Raw genomic sequence first — 16712 nt, 5'->3', positions numbered from 1 at the left:
CGCCGCACACCAGGCAGGCCTCAGGCCGGGTCGCGATCACCCGCCTCGATGCTGCCTTCCAGACGCTCCTTGAGGAATTCGATGAAGGCCTGCACCGGGCGCGACGTCTGGCGATGCTGCGGGTACACCGCCGAGAGGGTCAGCGGTGCCGGACGCAGGTCGTCCAGCACCCGAACCAGGCTGCCGCTGCGCAGTGCCGCGCCGACGATGAAGGTCGGCAGGTAAGTGATGCCCAGGCCGGCGACGGCTGCATCACGCAGCAGGTCGCCGTTGTTGACGCGCATGCGCCCGGCGACGTTCACGGTGGTCGGTTTGCCCGCCCCTTCGAAGCGCCACTGCACCTGGCGGCTATGGCCGTAGGGCAGGCAGTCATGTTCGTGAAGCTCTTCCGGGCTGGCTGGATGACCCCTCTCGGCCAGGTACAGCGGGCTGGCGCAATACACCCGCTCAATGCTCGCGATACGCCGGGCGACCAGCGAAGAGTCCTCCAGCGTGCCGATACGCAACACCAGGTCGTAGCCCTCGCTGATCAGGTCCACGGGGCGGTCGCTGAGGTCTACCTCGATACTGACCTCCTTGTAGCGCTGCAAAAACAGCGGCACCAGGCACCCCAGGTGAGCGATGGCGAACGACAGCGGCGCACTGATGCGAATGGTGCCGCGCGGCTCGCTGTTCTGCCCGGCGATGCCCTGCTCGACCTGTTCCACTTCGCTGAGCAGGCGCAACGAGGCTTCGTAATAGCTGCGCCCCAGTGGCGTGACGTCCAGGCGTCGCGTCGAGCGGTTGAGCAGGCGTACGCCGAGCCGTTCTTCGAGCTGCATCAGGCGCCGGCTGACGAACTGCTTGGACAACCCAAGCTTCTCGGAAGCAGCGGTGAAGCTGCCCGACTCCATCACCTGGCAAAAGATACGCATGTCTTCGAAGGGGTTCATTGTCTCTTCCTGATTGACAGTTAAACGCCTTATAGCCGCTTTTTCCCCTGATGGCACCAAATTAATCTGTGTCCACGTTGCAAGCGAGCCCGAACGCTCACCACAACCAACACTTATCCAATTGAAAAGACTAGGGAAAAAGCCATGAAACCGATTCGCCAAGTACTCGCCGCCAGCCTCCTCGCATTGTCCGTCAACAGCGCCTTCGCTGCCGGTAGCCCCGGTGTGGAACACGACACCCAGGCGTTCCTGGAGGCCCTCGCCGCTGGCGGTGGCAAGCCCCTGGAGCAACTGAGCCCGAAAGATGCCCGGGCCGTGCTGACCGGCGCCCAGGCCTCGGTGAAGGTGGACCTGTCGGGCGTGGAAGTGACCCCGCGCACCATCAAGGCCGACGGCCAGGAGATCCGCCTGCAGATCGTCCGCCCCGCCAAGGTCAAGGGTGACCTGCCGGTGTTCATGTTCTTCCACGGTGGCGGCTGGGTGCTGGGTGACTTCCCGACCCACCAGCGACTGATCCGTGACCTGGTGGTGGGTTCGGGGGCCGTAGCGGTCTACGTCGACTACACGCCGTCGCCGGAAGCCCACTACCCGACCGCGATCAACCAGGCCTACGCCGCTACCCGCTGGGTCGCCGAGCACGGCAAGGAAATCGGCGTCGACGGCAAGCGCCTGGCCGTGGCCGGCAACAGCGTCGGTGGCAACATGGCGGCAGTGGTCGCGCTGATGGCCAAGGAGCAGAAAACCCCGGCGCTGCGCTTCCAGCTGCTGCTGTGGCCGGTGACCGACGCGAACTTCGATGACGGCTCGTACAACCAGTTCGCCGAAGGGCACTTCCTGACCAAGGGCATGATGAAGTGGTTCTGGGACAACTACACCACCGATGCCAGCGAGCGCGCACAGATCCACGCCTCGCCGCTGCGTGCCAGTGCCGAGCAACTGCGCGGCCTGCCGCCGGCGCTGGTGCAGACCGCCGAGTTCGACGTGCTGCGCGATGAAGGCGAAGGCTATGCCCGCAAGCTGGACGCCGCTGGCGTACCGGTCACCGCCGTGCGCTACAACGGGATGATCCACGACTACGGCCTGCTCAACCCGCTGAGCCACATCCCGGAAGTCCGCGCCGCGATGCGCCAGGCCGCCGGCGAGCTGAAAGCCCACCTCAACTGATCCTGCCCAGCCAGGCCGTGCGAACGGCCTGGCGCCTTGCCTTGCGGAGCCGCCGTCATGTCCCTGCTACTCGATCACCCGCTGTTGTGGAGCGCGTTCATCCTGCTGGCCGATGTCTCGCTGTGGCACCTGCTGCCCCAGCCCCTGCGCATCGCCCGCGCCGCGCTGCGCCTGACGCTGTTCATCGCCTACGGCAGCCTGCTGATCAACAGCGGCATCAGCCCGCTGCTGGCCCCGGCCTGGGGCGACGACAGCGTCATGCAACTGGGCGCCACGGCGCTGGCGATCCTCTGGTGGCTGTACGCGGCGCGAGTCATGACCGTGCTGATCGGCCTGGCGCTGATGCGTCGGGTCGGGCAGTCGGGCCGCCTGCTCCAGGATGTGTTCGGTGCGTTGATCTTCCTGGCCTGTGCAGTGGCCGCCGCCGGCTATGTGCTGGAACTTCCGGTCAAGGGCCTGCTGGCCACTTCCGGGGCCATGGCGATCATCGTCGGCCTGGCGTTGCAGAGCACACTCAGCGACGTGTTCTCCGGCATCGTGCTCAACGCCACGCGCCCCTACCAGGTGGACGACTGGGTGACCCTCGATGGCGTGGAAGGCAAGGTAGTGGACGTCGACTGGCGCGCCACTCACCTGCAGACCAGCGCCGGCGCCACGGCGGTGGTGCCCAACTCGGTGGCGGCCAAGGCCAAGATCGTCAACCTCAGCCGGCCCAGCCACATGCATGGCGTGTCGATCAGCATCCAGGTGCCCAAGCACGTGCGTCCACGCCGGGTGCTCGACGCCCTGCAACGCGCGCTGCAAGGCAGTGACAGCCTGCTGCTGACCCCGGCGCCCAAGGCCGTGCTCAAGGAGTCCGGGGAAAGCATGGCCGAGTACGTGGCCAGCGGCTTCATCGCCGACCTGTCGCGCAAGGGCGAGGTGCGCAACCAGCTGTTCGATCTGGCACACCGGCACCTGGAAGCGGCCGGCATTATCCGCCAGAGCGAAGGCAACAGCGCACCCACCTCGCGTGCCAGGGCGCTGCTCGACGAGGTCAAGGTATTCCGTTCGCTCAGCGATGCCGAACGCGACCGCCTGGCCGAGTCGATGATCGCCGAGCAGTACGTCGCCGGGCAGGTGGTGCTGGATGTCAACGAGGTGGCCGACTCGCTGTTCGTGATCGGCACCGGGGTGGTCAGCGCAGCGGTGATGGACGGTGAGCAGCGTGTCGAGGCCGGGCGCATGGGGCCGACCGAGATCATGGGCGAGCAGAGCGTCTTGGGCGACACGCCATCGGAGGCCAGCTTCACGGCATTGACCTCGAGCATCATCTACCGCATCGACAAAGCCACCGCGCGCGCCTGCCTGGAACAGTGCAAGCAGGTCAATCGGGCTTTCAACAAACTGCAGGCGGTACGTCAGGAAAACAGCCATGCGGTGTTGCTCGCCCGCCCCGTGCAAACCCGCAAAGCGGGTTTCCTGAGCTGGCTGCAACGCCGCGTCTGAGGCCGCCGGGCGCTCTGGCCCGGGACCTGCCGGGCCTGCAGCGCAAAGCAAAAAGCCACTATCGAAGCCGACAGAATTAACAACGATTAACTCGTCATACCTCTTCGTCCCACCAAAAATGAAGGCCTCTGTGCGGACGTTTGCCCATGGAAGGTGCGGGCTAGTACCAGGCAGCGATGCCTCCCCGAAACTTACGGACAATGGCCATGACTCAAAATTCCCGACTCCCGCGAAGCCTACCCTGTGCCCTCTGCGTGCGCCTGCATACGCCGACACGCCCGGCGAAAACGGCCCTAGGCGGACTCAGCCCATGGCGAGAAAAGCTGGCCAAGCAACTGATCCTCGACAATCTGGGGGAGAACATCGAAGTCACGGTTCTGGCCCAGGCCTGCGCCCTGTCACGCAGCTACTTCTCGCGAGCGTTCAAGCGCAGCACCGGCCTGTCACCGCAAGAGTGGATCCGCGAGCAGCGCATCCTGCGTGCCAAGTGCCTGATCGCCCACACCGACCTGAGCCTGACCCAGATCAGCCAGGAGTGCGGGTTCTGTGATCAATCGCACTTTTCGCATATCTTTTCACGCAGCGAAGGCATCACGCCCTTGACCTGGCGCGGTCATGCGCTAAAGAACCCCCAGGGCCGTGACATGCAGATCGCGACCTGACCTCATCGGCTCATGCTCAGGAATCCGGCCGTGCTGCCCACTTGTGACCAGGCTTTGCAATTCGGCCCCTACCGTATCTACCCGCAGCAGCGCCTGGTGCTCGACACCGACCAGCCCTTACGCCTGTCCAGCCGCGCCCTGGACATCCTGCTGGTGCTGCTCGAACAGCCTGGCGAGGTAGTCAGCCGTCAGCACCTGATGAGCCGCGTATGGCCCACCAGCGTGGTCGAGGACAGCAACCTGCGCGTGCACATGGCGGCGCTGCGCAAGGCCTTGGGCGACGGCCAAAATGGCCAGCGCTACATCGTCACCGTCGCCCAGCGCGGCTACAGCCTGGTGGCGCCGGTGGTGCGTCTGCAGCATTCAGCGCCGAGAGTCGAGCCCACGGAGCCCACGATGGCCAGCCACAACCTGCCACCCCGCCAGGCGCGGCTGATCGGCCGCCAGGCCGTGGTCGAGCAGGTGCTCCAGCACATGCACGAGCAGCGTCTGATCACCCTCACCGGGCCGGGCGGCATCGGCAAGACCTGCGTGGCCCTGAGTATCGCCGAGCAGTTGATCGGTCATTACCGCGATGGCATCCGCCTGCTCGACCTCGCGACCCTTTCCGACCCGCTGCGCGTGGCACCGCAACTGGCCGCGCTGCTGGAGCTGGCACCGGACGCCGGCGATCCTCTAGGCCCACTGTGCCACTGGCTGCGTGACCGGCACCTGCTGCTGGTGATCGACAACTGCGAGCACCTGATCGATGCGGTGGCCGTACTCTGCGAACAGATCCTGCGCAGCGCCCCCCAGGTGCATATCCTCACCACCAGCCGCGAGCGCCTGCGTGCCGAAGGTGAAACCGTACAGCGACTGGACGGCCTGGACTGCCCACCCGGCGAGCTGCCCGAGGCCCAGGCCCTGGGTTTCGCTGCCGTGCAACTGTTCCTGGAACGGGTCGCGAACGGCTCGGAACCCGTGAACCTCGATGCGCATGACATCGCCCTGGCCAGCGACATCTGTCGGCACCTGGAGGGCATTCCGCTGGCCATCGAACTGGCCGCCGCACAGGTGGCCGAGCTGGGTCTGCAGGGCCTGCATCAGCAATTGCAGAACGACCCCGGGCTGAGCATCGCCGCTCGCCCGGACGGCACACCGCGCCAGCAGACACTGCTGACCACCCTGGACTGGAGCTTCAACCTGCTCGCCCCCGGCGAACAGCTGTGCCTGAACCGCCTGGCGGTGTTCAAGGGGCGCTTCGCCCTGGACTCGGCCCTGGCGGTGGCCGGCGACGCCCGGTTGCCCGGCTCGGGTCTGAGCCACGTCATCGGTCAGTTGGCCAACAAGTCGATGCTCAATGTCGAGATCGACGATGACGAAGTCTTCTATCGCCTGCTCGGCACCACCCGCCTCTACGCCCTGGACAAACTGCGCCGGCACGGCGAGTTGCCCGCCACCCTCGAACGCTATGCCGAACACTGTCTGGCACTCATGCAGCAGGCTCGTGATGACTGGCAGCGGCTGCCCACCCGGCAGTGGCTGGCACGCTATGCGCGCTGCCTGGATGACGTGCGCGAAGTGTTGGACTGGGGCCTCAATGGTGAAGGGCCACGGGCGCTGGCGGTGTCGCTGGTGGCGCATTCCGCACCACTGTGGCAGGAACTCTCGCGACTCAAGGAACATGGCAGCTATGTGCGCAAGGCCCTGCAGGCCCTGCATCAGGGCAGCAGCCGCTGCCCGCGCCTGGAGCTGCAACTGCGCCTGGCACTGGGCAATGATCATTACCACAGTCGCGGCCCGGACCTGGAAACCGTGGATGCCTTCGTAGAAGCACGCCGCCTCGCCGAACAGGCCGGTGAAGCCGATGGCCTGATGCGCGCGGTATCCGGGCACATGGCGGTCAATCTGTGCCGTGGCGACTATCAGGCCGCCTGGCGGCAGAGCCAGCAATTCGACCAACTCAACGGCGCTGCCGCCAACGACCTCAGCGCCCGCCGCCTGCAGGTACTGGCGCTGCACTACAGTGGCCGACAGGGCGCCGCCCGGCAGTTGGCCGAGGAAGTCATCCAGAGCCTGGCCTCGAGCGGACACGCCAATCGCTTCAGCTACGGCTTCGGCATCCAGTACGACCAGCGCGTCGCGGCGCTGACCGTGCTGGCACGCATCCTCTGGCTGCAGGGTGAACTCCGGCAGGCCCAGCACATCGCGCATCAGGCCCTGGAACTGGCCCTGCAGATCGATCACGGGCTGTCGGTGTGCTACACCCTGGCCCTGGCCGGCTGCCCCATCGCGCTGTACAGCGAGCAGCCGCAGCAGGCCAACGAACGTGTGCAACTGCTGCTGCGCCACGCCCATCGACATTCGGTAGTGCTGTTCTATACCTGGGCCCAGCACTATGCGCGGCTGCTGAACCTGCCGGTGCAACCCGCCAGCCCGGCCACCGGCCTGCTACGTGACATCCTGCTGACCCTGCGTGGCGGGCCGGTCGGCAGCGAGCAGCTGCAACGCGCCCGGCAGGGCGAGGCCGGCTGGTGCACGGCGGAACTGCTGCGTTGCCACGCCGAAGCTCAGGCCGACGAGCGCACCGAGGGGCAACTGCGCCAGGCCCTGGAGATCGCCCGCCAACAAGGCGCCAAGCTCTGGGAACTGCGCAGCGCCATCAGCCTGGCGCGCCTCTGCCAGGCCGAGGGCCGCAATGCCGAAAGCCAGGCCCTGCTGGTGCCGGTGCTGGCGGGGTTTGCCAGCGACAGCGAAGTGCCGGAACTGCCCGCAGCGCGAGCGCTGCTGAGGGGGGAATGAGCACGCTTGGCAGCTCAAGCCGCGGTCGGGTGGCGATCCATCGGGCTGGTGGACCAGCCTTTTTTAGCCGCACGGCCGAGCGCCAGTACTTTTCGTACAAAACCTAACCTGTAGGACCGGCTTCAGCCGTGAAGACACGGGACTCACGCTCTTCCAGCCTTCGGATGTCGACATCCCGCCCCATGGCTGTCCAGCGTTCCACAGTCCACCCCAGCGGCCAGTCCTGGCGCCCGGCCAGGGCATGCAGGCGCACGATCTGCAGGAGTCGGTAACGCCCACCCTGCTGATCGACGACCTGAACAAGCAGCGACTCTTCCTCGAGCCGCAGCAGCCCTTCGCGCAGTTGCTCCACGGCGTAATCGGCGCCACAGAGCGCACAGGCCGCCGAAGCGAACGTGAAGACGGCGGGCAAGGCCGCCAGACCCATCAACAGCCTCTGCTGCTGTTCCTCCAGCCGCGCATGGCGCCAGTCCAGCGCCGCCGCCAGCGACTGCTGGCGTGCGATACCGGTACGCCGTGTCAGGCCGAACAGCCAGCGCGGGTCGGCCATCTGCGCCCGCAGACCGGTGAGCGAGAATACATCGAGCTGCGCTGCCAGCAGTTCGATGGCCAACGGCAGGCCGTCCAGTTCCTGGCAGATATCGGCCACCACCGTCAGCTCGCCGTCACGCAAGACATAACCCGGCTGACAGGCCTGGGCGCGACTGATCCACAGTTGCACCGCCGCGCCCTGCACGCCGCCCTCCAGCCCGCTGACCCGATGCAGATATTCCCCAGGAATATTCAAGGGCCGTCGGCTGGTGGCGAGCAGTGTCAGCTGCGGCGCAGCCGCACACCACTGCAGCAGCACCTGCCGGCACTCGGCCGACAGGCACTCGGCGCTGTCGAGCAGCAACAGGCCCTGAAGGGTGGCCTGCGCCGTCCCGGCCGGCCACAGCGTCTGTAGGCGCGACGACAACTGCCCTGGCCCGAGCGTGGCGCAATCGATCAGCCAGACACCGTCGCGGTACAGGCCGATACGCAATTCGGCCAAGCGGCAGGCCAGACGGCTCTTGCCCACCCCGGCAGGCCCGACCAGGGTTATCTGGCGTCTGGCTGCCAACTGGTGCGCCAGCGCCGCCAGCTCCGCATGCCGGCCGATCATCGGGGTCAGGGCCGCCGGCAGGTTGTGCAGCGAGCAGGTCGCGTCAGTGCCAGGCTTGCCCGTTTCGACGGCGTGGCTCACCGGAGCGATGAAACTGTAGCCACGTGGCGCGACGGTAGCGATGTAGCGCTGGCCATTGCGCCCACCTCCCAGCGAGCGTCGCAAGGCAGCGATCTGCACGCGCAGGTTGACTTCCTCGACCACCGAGTCGGGCCAGACCTGTTCGATGAGTTCCTGCTTGCTGAGTACCGTACCGGCACGCGTCACCAGAGCGTGCAGGATATCCAGGGCGCGACCGCCCAGTGGCAGAGGCGTGCCGTCGCGCAGCACCTGGCGGCGCCGTACGTTGAACACGTAGGGACCGAACACCAGCACCGCTTCGGCAGAAAGAGCGACCAGACTGTTCATGCGCACTCCCACGCACTGCCCGAACGTGTCCGCACAGCGCCTGATGGTCAGGAATTAGAGAGTGTTTATCTTCGCAGCCAGGGGAATCGAAACAATCGCGGCGGGGGACTCGATCCGGTCATTGCGGTGCCCTATGCGGACACCCGCCTGAAAGGCACGGCCAGCGCGACACTCAGCCGGTCAGCTGAACTGCTCGCGGTACTGCACCGGGGTCAGCCCGAGCCGGGCATTGAACAGCTGGCGCATGTGCCGAACGCTGCCAAAGCCACTCTTGTAGGCAATGGTCTTGAGTGGCAGGTCGGTGATTTCCAGCAGGCTGCGGGCACGATCGATACGCGCGTTCTGCAGGAACTCCATGGGCGTCATGCCCATTTCACGCGCGAACAGCCGCGAGAAGTGCCGGGCACTCATGTTCGCCAGCGTCGCCATGCGCTCGACGGTAAAGGGTTCTTCAAGCTGCTCCAGCACCTGATTCTGCACCCGGTTCAACAAGGTCTCCGGCCCCGCCAGGGTATTCATCAACGGGCTGAACTGCGCCTGCCCGCCCTGGCGCTTCATCAGCACCAGCAGCACCTTGGCCACGTCCTGGGCGACCTTCTTGCCATGGTCACGGGCGACCACGGCCAGGGCCATGTCGATACCGGCAGTCACCCCGCCGGAGGTCAGCAGCTTGCCGTCCTGCAGGTGAATGTGATCGGTTTCCACCAGCGCCTTGGGAAAGCGCTTGATCAGCCGCTCGGTGTAATGCCAGTGAGTGGTCACCCGCCGCCCGTCCAACAGGCCCGCCTCCCCGAGGATGAAGGCGCCGGTGCAGATCGAGCCATAGCAGTCGGCACGCTGCACGGCCTCTTGCAGCCAGGCCAGCACCTGCGGCATGTGCCGGTCATAGGCCCCCGGACCGCCCGGTACCAGCAGCAGGTCGCAGGGCTCGCTGGCCTGCGCCAGGGTCAGGTCGGCGTGCACCACCACACCGTTGGAGGCACGCAACCCGCCCGGCTCGGAACCGACGGTAACGATGCGGTAATGATCCTCGGCCGGCAGGTAGCGGTTGGCGATGGAAAACACTTCCAGCGGTCCGGACATGTCCAGCAGCAGCAAGTCCGGAAAGACCAGCATGAATATGGTTTTCATGGGCAGGCAGTCATGGCGTCAGAGAGAGTCATCAAGGTAGGGCCCAGTCGTACACAGCTGTTTACAAGAATTAACAGATAGTCAGATGCGCATCGAAAACTGTCAACTCAAATGTGACAGTCATTCATGATTGAGCTACTTATTGCGACAGTGCTTCGGCGGTAACCTTGCTTCCAACACACCGACACCTGAATCAGCAGGGTCGGCAAAGAATGGAGATTCCATCATGCTTACTCTTCGCAAGGCTTCCGAACGCGGTGCGGCCAACCATGGCTGGCTGAACTCACACCACACCTTCTCCTTCGCCAACTACTACAACCCGCAGGAAATGGGCTTTTCCGACCTGCTGGTGATCAACGACGACCGTGTCCAGGCCGGCAAGGGCTTCGGCCAGCACCCGCACCGCGACATGGAAATCTTCTCCTACGTGCTCGAAGGTGCGCTGGAACACAAGGACACCCTGGGCACTGGCTCGGTGATCCGCCCTGGCGACGTGCAGTTGATGAGCGCCGGCAGCGGCGTGGCGCACAGCGAGTTCAACCATTCGCATGACGAACTGGTGCATTTCCTGCAAATCTGGATCGTGCCCAACGTCAGCGGCGCCACCCCGAACTACCAGCAGCAGCACTTCAGCGCCGAAGACAAACGCGGCCAGCTGAAGCTGATCATCTCGCCGGACGGCCAGGACGGTTCGCTGCAGGTGCGCCAGGACGCGCGAGTGTATGCCGGCCTGTTCGACGGCGCGGAAAAGGCGCAGCTGCAACTGGCCGCCGACCGCTACGCCTATGTGCATGTGGCGCGCGGCAGCGTGACCCTGAATGGCCAGGCCCTGAATGCCGGTGACGGCGTCAAGGTGCGGGACGAGCAGCTTCTGGAGCTGAGCCAAGGCACCGATGCCGAAGTACTGGTGTTCGACCTGCGTGCCCAGGAACGCCCCAGCCGGCCATGACCCCGACACGCAAAACCCGTGTCTTCACTCCCTCCAACGCCGCGGATTCGCGGCGTTTTCCTTTCCGCGAAGGCCCTGCGTCGGTCCTGCCAGCGCCTCTGCCATCGAAATTTTCGATTAACAAGCTTTTACAGACCGACAGATCCTGACACAATTATTGCTAACGATTCTCATAACCATAAGCCTTAGCAGTTCATCAGGAGCCCCTTTCATGTCGCGTCGTATCGCTCGGCAGCGTTTCAGCCCGTCCCGTGATCTCTTGGCCGTGGCCATCTGCATGGCCTCGATAGGCCAAGCCTGGGCCGCCGAAACCTCCCCGGATAAACCGGCCAGCCTCAGCCTGGGCGCGATCGCCATCGACAGCAGCGCCCTGCCGGCCGAGCTGGGCAGCACCACCGAAGGCAGCCAGTCCTACACCACCGGCAGCATGGCCACGGCGACCAAGCTGCCGATGAGCCTGCGCGAAACGCCTCAGTCCGTGACGGTGATCACCCGCCAGCGCATGGACGACCAGGACATGACCAGCATCAACGACGTGGTCAGGGCCACACCGGGGCTGTTTCTCGACTATTCCAGCGGCCCGGGCCGACAGACCTATTCGGCACGCGGTTTCGACATCGACAACCTGATGTACGACGGCATCCCCAGCGGCTACAACGGCAACAGCGTCGGCGCCCAGCCAAACCTGGCGATGTTCGACCGCGTCGAGATCGTGCGCGGTGCCACCGGCCTGGTGACCGGGGCCGGCAACCCCTCGGCGGCGGTCAACCTGGTGCGCAAGCGCCCGTTGGCCGAGCAGAAGGTGACCCTGACCGGCGCCTTGGGCAGCTGGGACGACTACCGGGGTGAGGTGGATGCTTCCAGCCCGCTGAACAGCAGCGGCACCCTGCGCGGCCGCGTGGTGACCTCCTACCGCGACGCCAACAGCTTCATCGACCGCGCCGAGGAAGACCACGGCCTGTTCTATGCCGTCACCGAGGCCGACCTCAGCGACGACACCACCCTGACCCTGGGCTTCTCGCACCAGAAGGACAAGACCAACTACTTCTGGGGCGCCTCGATGGTCGGCCTGGACGGCCACCACCTGGACCTGCCGCGCTCCTACAACCCCGGCACGAGTTGGGAAAACAAGGACCAGGAAATCAACACGGTGTTCGCCGAGTTGCGCCAGCGCCTGGCCAACGACTGGCAATTGCAGGTCAACGCCAACTATGCCGAGCAGAACGCCCTGTTCTCCGGCTCGTATCAGTCGCGCTGGGTCAACAACAGCCTGGCGCGTACCGTCTACCAGGCCACCTACGATGAGAACCAGGCCGGCGTGGATGCCTTCGCCAGCGGCCCGTTCCAGGCCTTCGGCCGCACCCATGAACTGGTGGTCGGCGCCAGCAAGCGCATCTACGACATGACCACCCACAACTACAGCCCCTATGACCTGAACTGGCCGCTCAACGGCGGCAAGCCGAACTTTACCCATACCAACAACGCCCGCACGGTGACCACCCAGGACGGCGTGTACCTGACCACCCGCCTGAGCCTCGCCGACCCGCTGAAGCTGATCCTCGGTGGCCGCCTGGACTGGTACGACTACGACAACCGCGATGGCGACGGCGACTACAAGGTCACCCGCAACGTGACCCGCTACGCCGGCCTGATCTACGACCTGGACGAGCACCACTCGGTGTACGCCAGCTACAGCGACATCTTCACCCCGCAGAGTGAGAAGGACACCTCCGGCAGCCCGGTACGGCCAATCGTGGGCAAGAACTACGAGGTGGGCATCAAGGGCGCGTACTTCGACGGCGCGCTGAACGCCAGCCTGGCGCTGTTCCGCATCGACCAGGAAAACCGTGCGGTGGACGTGGTGGTACCGAACTGCCCGCAAGCCAGTTGCGCGGAAGCCTCCGGCGAGATCCGCAGCCAGGGTATCGAACTGGAACTGCAAGGCGCGCTGACCGAAAACTGGCAGGTCGGCGGTGGCTACACCTACGCCCGGGTGCATACCCTCAAGGACGCCGCCAATCCGCAGAACGTCAACCAGCGCTTCGACACCGACACCCCGGAACACCTGTTCAAAGTGACCACCACCTACCACCTGCAGGGCCCGCTGGAAAAACTGCGCGTCGGTGGCAGCGTCTACTGGCAGAGCCGCCTGTACAACGACATCGCCCTGGCCGACGGCGGCAGCTACCGCCTGGAACAGGGCGCCTACGCGGTCACCGACCTGATGGCCGGCTACCGGGTCAACCAGAACCTCGACCTGCAGCTCAACGCCAACAACGTCTTCGACCGCAAGTACTACTCGTCGATCTCCAACTCGACCAGCTACGGTGGCGACACCTACGGCGCGCCGCGCAACCTGATGCTGACTGCCAAGTACAGCTTCTGAAGCCGGGTTCGCGCAGCCCCTTTGCCAGCCCTGGCAGGGGCGGCTGGGCCGCAATACAGTGCAGTTAGGCGTTGTGTGGCCCGGTAGGAGCGGCTTTAGCCGCGAAAGAATCAGGAATTCACAGCATCTGTTGTGAACCTGCGGTCGCTTCGCGGCTAAAGTTCCTACCCGGCCTAACTGACCCGTATTGGCCTTGGCCTCAACACTGTTCGCTTAAGCGGCATGTGGCCCGGTGGGAGCGGCTTTAGCCGCGATAGCGCCAGAAAATTCACCGTATCTGTCGTGAACCTGCCGTCGCTTCGCGGCTAAAGCTCCTACCCGGCCTAACTGAACCGTATTGGTCTTGGCCGGGATACGGCTGCACGCCGGCCAAGAACTCCCGATCAAGCTCGGGGTCTGTGCAGGATCACGGCGCGTCAATTCCAGCAGTCTGCGGACCATGGCATGATCGCCCGGTCCCAGCCCTGCTCCCTGCCTGAGAAACCTGAATGCCTGTCATCGACCCTGCCGTGGGTATCTGGATCGTGGCCGCCGTCGCCACCTGTGGTGTCATCCTGCGCCCCTGGCGCGTGCCGGAGTATGTCTGGGCGCTACTCGGTGCACTGCTCTTGGTGGTGCTGGGCTGGATCCCCCCCGGCACCGCGCTCAAGGCGGTGGCCGAAGGCGGTGATGTGTACCTGTTCCTGGTGGGCATGATGGTGCTGGCCGAACTGGCGCGCCGCCAGGGTCTGTTCGACTGGCTGGCGATGTACGCGGTGCAGCACGCCAGGGGGTCGGGCACACGGTTGTTCAACCTGGTGTTCCTGGTCGGTACTTTGGTGACGGTGTTTCTTTCCAACGACGCCACGGCGGTGGTGCTCACTCCGGCGGTGTATGCCGCCTGCCGCGCCGCCAAGGCCGAGCCGCTGCCCTACCTGTTCATCTGTGCCTTCATCGCCAATGCCGCCAGCTTCGTGCTGCCGATCTCCAACCCCGCCAACCTGGTGGTGTTCGGCACCCAGATGCCGCCGCTGCTCGACTGGCTGCGCCAGTTCACCCTGCCGTCGCTGGCCGCCATCGGCCTCACCTACCTGGTGCTGCGCCTGACCCAGCGTCGGCAGATCACCCAGCCGCTGGCCACCGCCATCGAACTGCAACCGCTGTCGGGCGGTGCCCGCCTGTGTGCGCTGGGCATCATGGTTACCGCGCTGGTGCTGGTGAGCACCTCGGCGCTGGACCAGCCACTGGGCCTGCCGACCTTCTGCGCCGGCCTGGCCACTGCCGCCCTGGTGCACCTGGGCCAACGGCGCAGCCCGCTGCCGCTGCTCAAGGGCGTGGCCTGGGGCGTCCTGCCGTTGGTGGCCGGGCTGTTCGTGCTGGTCGAGGCGGTGGCGCAGACCGGGCTGATCGAACGCCTGGCCCATGGCCTGGCCGACCTGGCCCGCCACGACCCGGTGCAGGCCAGCTGGGCCGCCGGACTTGGTTCGGCGCTGGCCGGCAACCTGATGAACAACCTGCCCACCGGCCTGATCGCCGGCTCCATCGGCCATATCGTGCAGCTGCCCACCGCCACCACCGCCGCGCTGCTGATCGGCGTCGACCTGGGTCCCAACCTGTCGATCACCGGCTCGCTGGCGACCCTGCTGTGGCTGGTGGCGATTCGGCGCGAGGGCGAGCACGTCGGCGCCCTGGACTTCCTGCGCCTGGGCGTACTGGTGATGCCGCCGGCGCTGCTCGGTGCGCTGCTGGCCTTGCATATCTGAGCGGCCACCGGTGAACGAAGCGGCGCCCGGCGCAGTCAACACCACGACTCGCCACCGGACGCCGCTTGCATGCCTTTACGCCCCGTCGCCCTGGCCACGCTGTTCGCGCTGGCCGCCCCCACCCTCGCTGCCGAACCACCCCTGCGCCTGGCAACCCTGGCCCGCTGCGGCGACCTGCTGGACAGTCGCCAGCAGGACTGGTGCCTGGGCGTGCGCGGCCTGGGCAGCACCACGCCCACCCTCAGGCTGGGCGACCAGCCATTGCCCGCCAGCAGCGTGCAGCGCGACGGCGACACCCTGCGCCTGCGGATCGATGCCCAGGCACAACACAGCGCACCGCTGTGGCTGGAAGACGGCGCCCGGCAAAGCAACGCTGTATGGCTGACCACCGGCAACAGCCATGTGGTCGCCGCGCGCCCCGATGAAGTGGCGCAAAACATGGATGGCCTGACCACCTATGTAGACCTGGTCAGCGTGATCATCGAAGAAAGCCACGACGGCCGTCAGGAGGCGCAGCGCCTGGCGGACAAATACGGCGCCCGGGTGGTGGGCAGTATCGCCCCGCTGAACCTGTACCAGTTGCGTGTGCCCGCCCATGACCTGACCCAACGTGACGCCCTGGTGCTGCGCCTGGGTAGCGAGGTCAGCGTCGACGCCGTGGTGATCGAAGAGTCCGCCGCCGAAGAAACCGAGCAGGCCGCCGCACCACGCCCGAAACCGGAACCTGAACCGGAAAAACCTGCCGCCGACTCGGACGAATGGGCGGCCAATCGCTTCGTCGATGCGGTGAACTACTACCAGCGGCGCATCCCCGGCCGCCAGGCGCCGATCCAGCCACAGCCGGTGCGCATCGGCCTGATCGAGCGCGATGTGGACTTCGACACCGCCGACTTCGCCGACTACCTCGGCCCCTGTGCAGTGCCGCGTACTTGCGTGTACGCCCGTGATGCGGCCAAGCCCGACGCCCATGGCAGCACCGTGGCCGGCATCCTCGCCGCCAGCTGGAACAACGGCGGCAACACCGGCCTGCTGCGCGGCCTGGATAAATCCTCCGGCGGCTTCGAGGTGATCGTCGAACGCAATTCCGATGCCGGCATCACCGCCAACATCGCCGCCTCGGTGAACCTGGTGGAAGACGGCGTGCGGGTGCTGAACTGGAGCTGGGGCATCCACCGCGTCGGCGCGCGTACCGTAGAGGGCGAAGAAGTGGACTCGCTGCTGCGCTCGGGCATCGCCATGAGCGGCTACGAGGAACTGCTCGAAGAGTTCTTCCTGTGGTTGCGCAAAGAGCATCCGAACGTGCTGGTGGTGAATTCCGCCGGCAACGGCGCGTCGTTCTCCGGCACCGACGACTACCGCCTGCCGTCCTCCTTCGTGACCAGCCAGCTGCTGGTAGTCGGCGGCCACCAGCGCAGCGAACGTCCCGGCCTGGCCGTGCAAGACCCCGGCTATGCGGTACGGCGTCGTTCGTCGAACCTCGACCGCCGCGTGGACATCACCGCCGCCGCCTGTGCCCATGCCTCCACCACCGAAGCCGGGCAGACCGGCGCCGTGCACTGCGGCACCTCCTATGCCACGCCCATGGTCGCCGGTATCGTCGCGGCGATGCTGTCGATCAATCCGCAACTGCAACCGGCGCAACTGCGCACCCTGCTGCGCCGCAGCTCGCTGCCGATCGGCGCCAACTACGACTTCGAACCGGTGGATGCCGAAGACCTCACCGCGCCGATCCTGCCGTCGGAGCGCCAGCATCGCCTGGATGACCCGGATGTCGGCCGTTCAGCGCGCCTCGACATGCAACAGGCGCTGGAGCTGTCGGTGCAGAGCCGCGACCGACCCCGCTGAGTGCGCGGCTTGTGATCACTGGCCCGATTGTTGTGCCCGGCGGCCAAGGCGCTTGGCAGCACCGCGACGGGGTACTTCAA

The 16712-nt window shown here is 65.9% G+C and carries 11 protein-coding genes; 8 read left to right on the top strand and 3 right to left on the bottom strand.

Features of this window, described 5'->3' with window-relative positions; all coding sequences use genetic code 11:
- Positions 1-20 precede the first annotated feature (20 nt).
- Positions 21-932: a LysR family transcriptional regulator gene (locus tag RRX38_RS23195; RefSeq protein ID WP_295475771.1), complete on the bottom strand. Its 912-nt coding sequence runs from the start codon at positions 930-932 to the stop codon at positions 21-23.
- 144 nt (positions 933-1076) lie between these two features.
- Here RRX38_RS23195 and RRX38_RS23190 point away from each other — a divergent pair, with 144 nt between their 5' ends.
- The 4 genes from RRX38_RS23190 (at position 1077) to RRX38_RS23175 (ending at position 7027) form a co-directional block, all read left to right on the top strand.
- Entirely contained in the window at positions 1077-2096 is a 1020-nt protein-coding gene (locus tag RRX38_RS23190; protein ID WP_295475768.1) for an alpha/beta hydrolase, read from the top strand.
- A gap of 57 nt (positions 2097-2153) precedes the next feature.
- Positions 2154-3584, top strand: a complete 1431-nt coding sequence (locus RRX38_RS23185; RefSeq protein ID WP_295475766.1) for a mechanosensitive ion channel family protein — start codon at positions 2154-2156, stop codon at positions 3582-3584.
- 206 nt (positions 3585-3790) lie between these two features.
- Positions 3791-4246, top strand: a complete 456-nt coding sequence (locus RRX38_RS23180) for a helix-turn-helix transcriptional regulator (protein WP_410524848.1) — start codon at positions 3791-3793, stop codon at positions 4244-4246.
- A gap of 30 nt (positions 4247-4276) precedes the next feature.
- Positions 4277-7027, top strand: coding sequence for an ATP-binding protein (locus RRX38_RS23175; protein WP_315960821.1), 2751 nt, complete (start codon positions 4277-4279; stop codon positions 7025-7027).
- Between the two features lie 103 nt (positions 7028-7130).
- Here RRX38_RS23175 and RRX38_RS23170 read toward each other — a convergent pair whose 3' ends face one another.
- Complete coding sequence (locus tag RRX38_RS23170) at positions 7131-8579, bottom strand: ATP-binding protein (RefSeq protein ID WP_315960820.1); 1449 nt, start codon at positions 8577-8579, stop codon at positions 7131-7133.
- A gap of 180 nt (positions 8580-8759) precedes the next feature.
- Positions 8760-9710, bottom strand: a complete 951-nt coding sequence (locus RRX38_RS23165; RefSeq protein WP_295475756.1) for a GlxA family transcriptional regulator — start codon at positions 9708-9710, stop codon at positions 8760-8762.
- A 226-nt stretch (positions 9711-9936) separates the two neighbouring features.
- On the opposite strand from RRX38_RS23165, the gene RRX38_RS23160 reads away from it, so the two are divergent.
- From RRX38_RS23160 to RRX38_RS23145, 4 genes are all read left to right on the top strand, one after another.
- Positions 9937-10659, top strand: a complete 723-nt coding sequence (locus RRX38_RS23160) for a pirin family protein (protein WP_295475753.1) — start codon at positions 9937-9939, stop codon at positions 10657-10659.
- A gap of 211 nt (positions 10660-10870) precedes the next feature.
- Entirely contained in the window at positions 10871-13045 is a 2175-nt protein-coding gene (locus RRX38_RS23155; protein ID WP_315960818.1) for a TonB-dependent siderophore receptor, read from the top strand.
- A gap of 488 nt (positions 13046-13533) precedes the next feature.
- A complete protein-coding gene (locus RRX38_RS23150; protein ID WP_315960817.1) occupies positions 13534-14787 on the top strand; it encodes an arsenic transporter in 1254 nt (417 codons plus the stop codon).
- Between the two features lie 69 nt (positions 14788-14856).
- On the top strand, positions 14857-16632 hold the full coding sequence (locus tag RRX38_RS23145; protein ID WP_315960816.1) for a S8/S53 family peptidase: 1776 nt from the start codon (positions 14857-14859) through the stop codon (positions 16630-16632).
- Positions 16633-16712 lie beyond the last annotated feature (80 nt).

The organism is Pseudomonas sp. DTU_2021_1001937_2_SI_NGA_ILE_001, from assembly GCF_032463525.1.
Taxonomy (GTDB): domain Bacteria; phylum Pseudomonadota; class Gammaproteobacteria; order Pseudomonadales; family Pseudomonadaceae; genus Aquipseudomonas.
Note: the sequence above shows the minus strand (reverse complement) of the source record. Positions and strands in the feature narration are given on the sequence as shown.